At 77.2% G+C, this 4,600-nt stretch carries 2 protein-coding genes; one reads left to right on the top strand and one right to left on the bottom strand.

Annotated features, from left to right (window positions below):
* Positions 1–56 precede the first annotated feature (56 nt).
* Positions 57–1,970 (top strand): ABC transporter ATP-binding protein, encoded by a 1,914-nt coding sequence (locus FOE67_RS17340; RefSeq protein ID WP_323384992.1) that lies wholly within the window; start codon positions 57–59, stop codon positions 1,968–1,970.
* 180 nt (positions 1,971–2,150) lie between these two features.
* Here the strand turns inward: FOE67_RS17340 and FOE67_RS30105 are convergent.
* Positions 2,151–4,600, bottom strand: a 2,450-nt coding sequence (locus tag FOE67_RS30105; protein WP_182665312.1) for an AfsR/SARP family transcriptional regulator, incomplete at its 5' end; no start/stop codon positions are given.

The raw sequence follows: 4,600 nt of genomic DNA on the forward strand, positions 1-4,600 counted from the left end.
GGGGGAAACCAGCCGGGCGGGGCCGGCGACCCGAGGGGGAACCGCCCCCCTGGCGGGTGCTGCTGGGGCTGGTGCGCCCGCACCGTCGCGTCCTGGCCCTGGGCGCCCTGCTGTCGCTGATCACCGGGGCCACCGGCCTGGCGCTCCCGCTGGTGGCCAGGGCCCTGATCGAGAACCTCTCCGCCGAGCGGGCGATCACCGGTGCCCTGGTGGCGATGACCGCCCTCGTGCTGGCCAACGCGGTGATCGGCGCGGTGGGCGGTTACGTGCTGCAGCGCACCGCCGAGTCGGTGGTCCTGGACGCCCGTCGTTCCCTCGTCTCCCACCTGCTGCGGCTGCGGATCGGCGCGGTGGACCGCAGCGAGCCGGGGGACCTGCTGGCCCGGGTCACCTCGGACACCACCCTGCTGCGATCCGTCACCACCGACTCCCTGATCGGCTTCGGCACCGGCGGTCTGACCCTGGTGGCCACCGTGGTGCTGATGGCGGTGGTGGACGCGCCGCTGCTGGGCGTGACCCTGGGGGTGATCGCGCTCGCGGCGCTGGTGATCGGGGTGATCGTGCCGCGCATCCACCGGGCGAGCAAGCGGGCCCAGGAGTCGGTCGGGGCGATGGGCGCGACCCTGGAGCGGGTGCTGGGCGCGATGCGCACGATCAAGGCGTCGGGCGCCGAGGACCGCGAGGAGCGGGTCGTGCACGAGGCCGCCGAGGCGTCCTGGCGGGAGAGCGTGCGCGCCGCCAAGTGGTCGGCCCTCGCGGGGAACACGGCGGGTCTGGCGATCCAGGCCGCGTTCATCACGGTGCTGGCGGTGGGCGGCGCCCGGGTCGCCTCCGGCGCGATCGACGTGGCCACCCTGGTGGCCTTCCTGCTGTACGTGTTCTACCTGATGGCGCCGATCCAGCAGTTGGTCGCGGCGGTGACCCGCTACCAGGTGGGCGCGGCGGCGATCGACCGGATGGGCGAGACGCGGCGGCTGCCGGTCGAGCCGGCCGCGCCCGCCGGTGCCGCCGGCCCCGAGGGGGACGACCCCGGCCCCGCGGCGCTGCGTTTCGAGGGGGTGCGCTTCCGCTACGCCGACGACCTGTCGGACGTGCACCACGGCATCGACCTGGACATACCCGCGCGGGGCATGACCGCCTTCGTCGGGCCGTCGGGGGCGGGGAAGACCACCCTCTTCTCGCTGATCGAGCGCTTCCACGAGCCGTCGGCGGGCCGGATCCTGCTGGACGGCACCGACCTGCGGGAGTGGGAGCTGCACCGGCTGCGGGGCGCCATCGGCTACGTCGAGCAGGACGCGCCGGTGCTCTCCGGCACGCTGCGGGACAACCTGCTGCTGGGGCGTCCCGACGCCGGGGAGGAGGAGATCCGCGAGGTGCTGCGCACCGCCCGCCTCGACGCGCTGGTGGCGCGGCTGCCCGAGGGCCTGGAGACCCGGGTGGGCCACCGGGGCACCCGGCTGTCCGGCGGGGAGCGGCAGCGGGTGGCCATCGCCCGGGCGCTGCTGCGCCGGCCGCGCCTGCTGCTGCTCGACGAGGCCACCTCGCAGCTGGACGCGGTGAACGAGGCGGCGCTGCGGGAGACGGTGGCCTCGGCCGCCCGCGCCACCACCGTGCTGGTGGTGGCGCACCGGCTGTCCACGGTGACGGCGGCGGACCGGATCGTCGTCCTGGACGCCGGTCGGGTCCGGGCGGTCGGCACCCACGCCGAACTGGTCGCGGGGGACGACCTGTACGCGGAGCTGGCCGCGACGCAGTTCCTCGACGGCACCGACGAATCCGCAGGCTCCGACGGCTCCGACGGCTCCGACCGCTCCGACCGCTCCGACCGCTCCGACCGCTCCGACCGCTCCGACCGCTCCGACAACGCAGACGCCACAGCAACCGCCGGTACCGGTGACGGCGCCGGGGGCCCGGACGGCGGCCCGGCGGCCGGTTCGCCGCCGGTCCCCGACCCCCTGGGCCGCCGGTGACCGGTCCCCCGCCAGGCGGTGGCCGGGCATCGGTTCGGTCGGGCCCCCGGGTCCGGCCGACCGGGCCCGGGGAACCGTCGCTCCGGGTGCCCCGGTGATCGTCGCGACCCGTGGCTCCCGGCCGCGGGGCGCCCCGGTCGCCGACGGGGCGACCGGGGCGGGGTGACCGGGACGGCGGGGTCAGGAGACGGCGTTGTCCTCGACCCGGCGGCCGGGCAGGAACTCGTCCATCAGCGCCCGGGTACGGGCCGGCAGCGGCTGGTCGGGGCCGAAGAGCTGCGCGTGGTGGGCGGTCAGCCAGTCGGCCGCCCCCTCCAGCCACTCCCGGTTGCCGGTGGCGTGCGCGGCGCGCAGCAGCTCGTTCCACAGCCGTTCGTCGGTCGGCGCGGCGGCCAGCGCCGAGCGGACCGCCAGGTACGCCTGCTCGCCCTTCCCCGCGCCCAGGTGCTCCTCGGCCAGGCCGAGCGCGATCCCGGCCACGAGCAGCGGGTACTGCGCGTCCACGATCTCGTGGTCGAGCCAGGCGTACCCGCCCTCCGCGCGCTGCCCGTCCAGCAGCGGGCCGCGGGCCAGGGCCAGGGCGTCGGTGAGCCGGCGGGCCCGATCGGCCGCGCCGGGGCGGCCGGCGTGGTGGTGGAGGGTGCGCAGCACGTCCCAGTCGGAGACCACCCGGGCGGAGAGGGCCAACCGGCCGTCGTCCCCGGTCGTCAGGCGGGGCGCCCCCTCGGCGTCCCGGCCCAGCCAGTCGCCGAGCCGGGCGAGGAAGGCGTCGCGGACGTCGTCGGAGACGCCGCGCGGCCACAGGGCCGCCGCCATCACCCGGGGGTGCACGCCGGCCCGGTGCAGCAGGAGCAGGGCGAGCGCCTCGCGCAGTTGCGCGGCGCGCTCCGGCTCGGGCTCGGGGAGACCGGTGACGGTGTAGCCGCCCATGATCTCGGCGTAGACCTCGGGCTTGCCCCGGGCGCTGAGATCCACGGTGAAGACCGGCCCGGAGGGCTCCCCGGCCCCGCCCCCGGTGCCGTCGCTCCCGCCCTCGCCGGCGGCGAGACCGGCGAACAGCTCCACCACCGCGGCCCGACCGGCGGCGGGAAGGAGCTGGGCGGTCAGCTCCAGACCCATGTCGGGCTCCTTGAGCAGGCCCTCCGGGGTGACCTCGAACTCCCAGGCCAGGCCGGGCAGGTCGGGGCGGTCGGAGGTGACCAGGTAGCCGATGCCCAGGGGGGCGGAGACCGACGCGAGGGCGCCCAGGCGCTCCGCCTCGTCCTCGGTGGGCTCCACGCCCACGACCACCAGGTGCGGGGCCCAGTGGTGGCGGCGGGAGGGACCGGTGCGGCCGGTGAGGATGCTGTCCTGCCCGGTGTGGCGGAGGTTGGCGTGTCGGAGGTTGGTCTCCGTCTCCATGACCTCCAGCAGGCCCGCGATGTCCTCCAGGTGGCGGACCCGGGTGGGGGCGAGTGCGGTCATCTCCGCGCCGAAGCCGACCAGGGTGACGGTCATCCGGTCCGACCAACCGCTGGTGGCCAGTTCGGCGGCGACCGAGCCGAGCACGGCCTCCCGGTCGCGGGGGGCGCCGAGCACGGAGACGATGCCGGGCACCGCCTCCAGGTTCAGCAGCAGACGGATGCCGTCCCGGGTGCCGAGGCTGACCAGCCCCGGGTAGGGGGCCTCCGCCGCGGCGCCGGCGTCGCCGGCCGCGTCCCCGCCGGGCGTCCCGGCGAGGCGGGCGCGCTCCAGCGTCCAGTAGGTGTCGCTCTGACCGGGCTGCCACGGGGCGGGCGGGTCGCCGGCCGGGTGGGCGAGCTGGAGGTGGAGTTCGTCGGCGCCGAGCCAGGCGGCGTAGACGGCGGGCAGCGTGCGGCCCTCGGCGTCCAGGGCGGCGGACAGGGTGCGCAGGGCGCGGTCCAGGAAGGCGACGGCCCCCGGGTCGGCGCCCGCCAGGAGCGCGTCGCGGGCGTCGCCGGCGGCGGGGGTCTCCGGCTCCAGGTCGTCCCCCACGCCCCGGCCGAGGGCCCCGGCGGCGGCCTGCCACAGCGCCTGCCGGCGGGCGCGGCCGAGGGCGATGAGCAGACCGGCGGCGAGCAGGGGGGCGGCCATCAGCGCGTCGATCGCGCCGCGGCCGGACTCCCCGGCGGCCTCGGCCTCCCGCTCGGCGGGGACCACGGCGTGCTCGGTCTCCTCCGTCCCACCGGGCCCCCCGGCCCCGGGGCCGGTCCAGTCGGAGTGGTCGGCGGCGGGGTCGGGCACGGCCGGCGGCTGCGGGGTCTCCTCCGCGCCGCCGGGGGTGCCCCCACCGGCCGCGTCCCCGCCGGTGTCGCCGGTCTCCCGGTAGTCCAGGAACTCGTCGGCCTCGTCCGGGGACATGTCGTCGAGGTCCTCGCCGGGTGCCTCGACGAGTTCGCCGCCGGTGGCGTCGGCCGGCATCTCCAGGATCCAGCCGGGTCGGATCAGGCTGGCCTCGGTGAGCCGGGAGCCGTCGGGCTGGACCCGGTCCCGGTTGAGCTCGTAGATCTCCTTGTAGCGCAGCCCGTCGCCGAGGTGGCGTTCGGCGATGCCCCACAGGGTGTCGTGGTGGCGTCCCTCGGGGGGCTGGATGCGGTAGTACTTGCTCGCGTCCCCGGCCTCGGCGGCCC

It is taken from the genome of Streptomyces calidiresistens (genome assembly GCF_014141525.1).
GTDB lineage: Bacteria > Actinomycetota > Actinomycetes > Streptomycetales > Streptomycetaceae > Streptomyces > Streptomyces calidiresistens.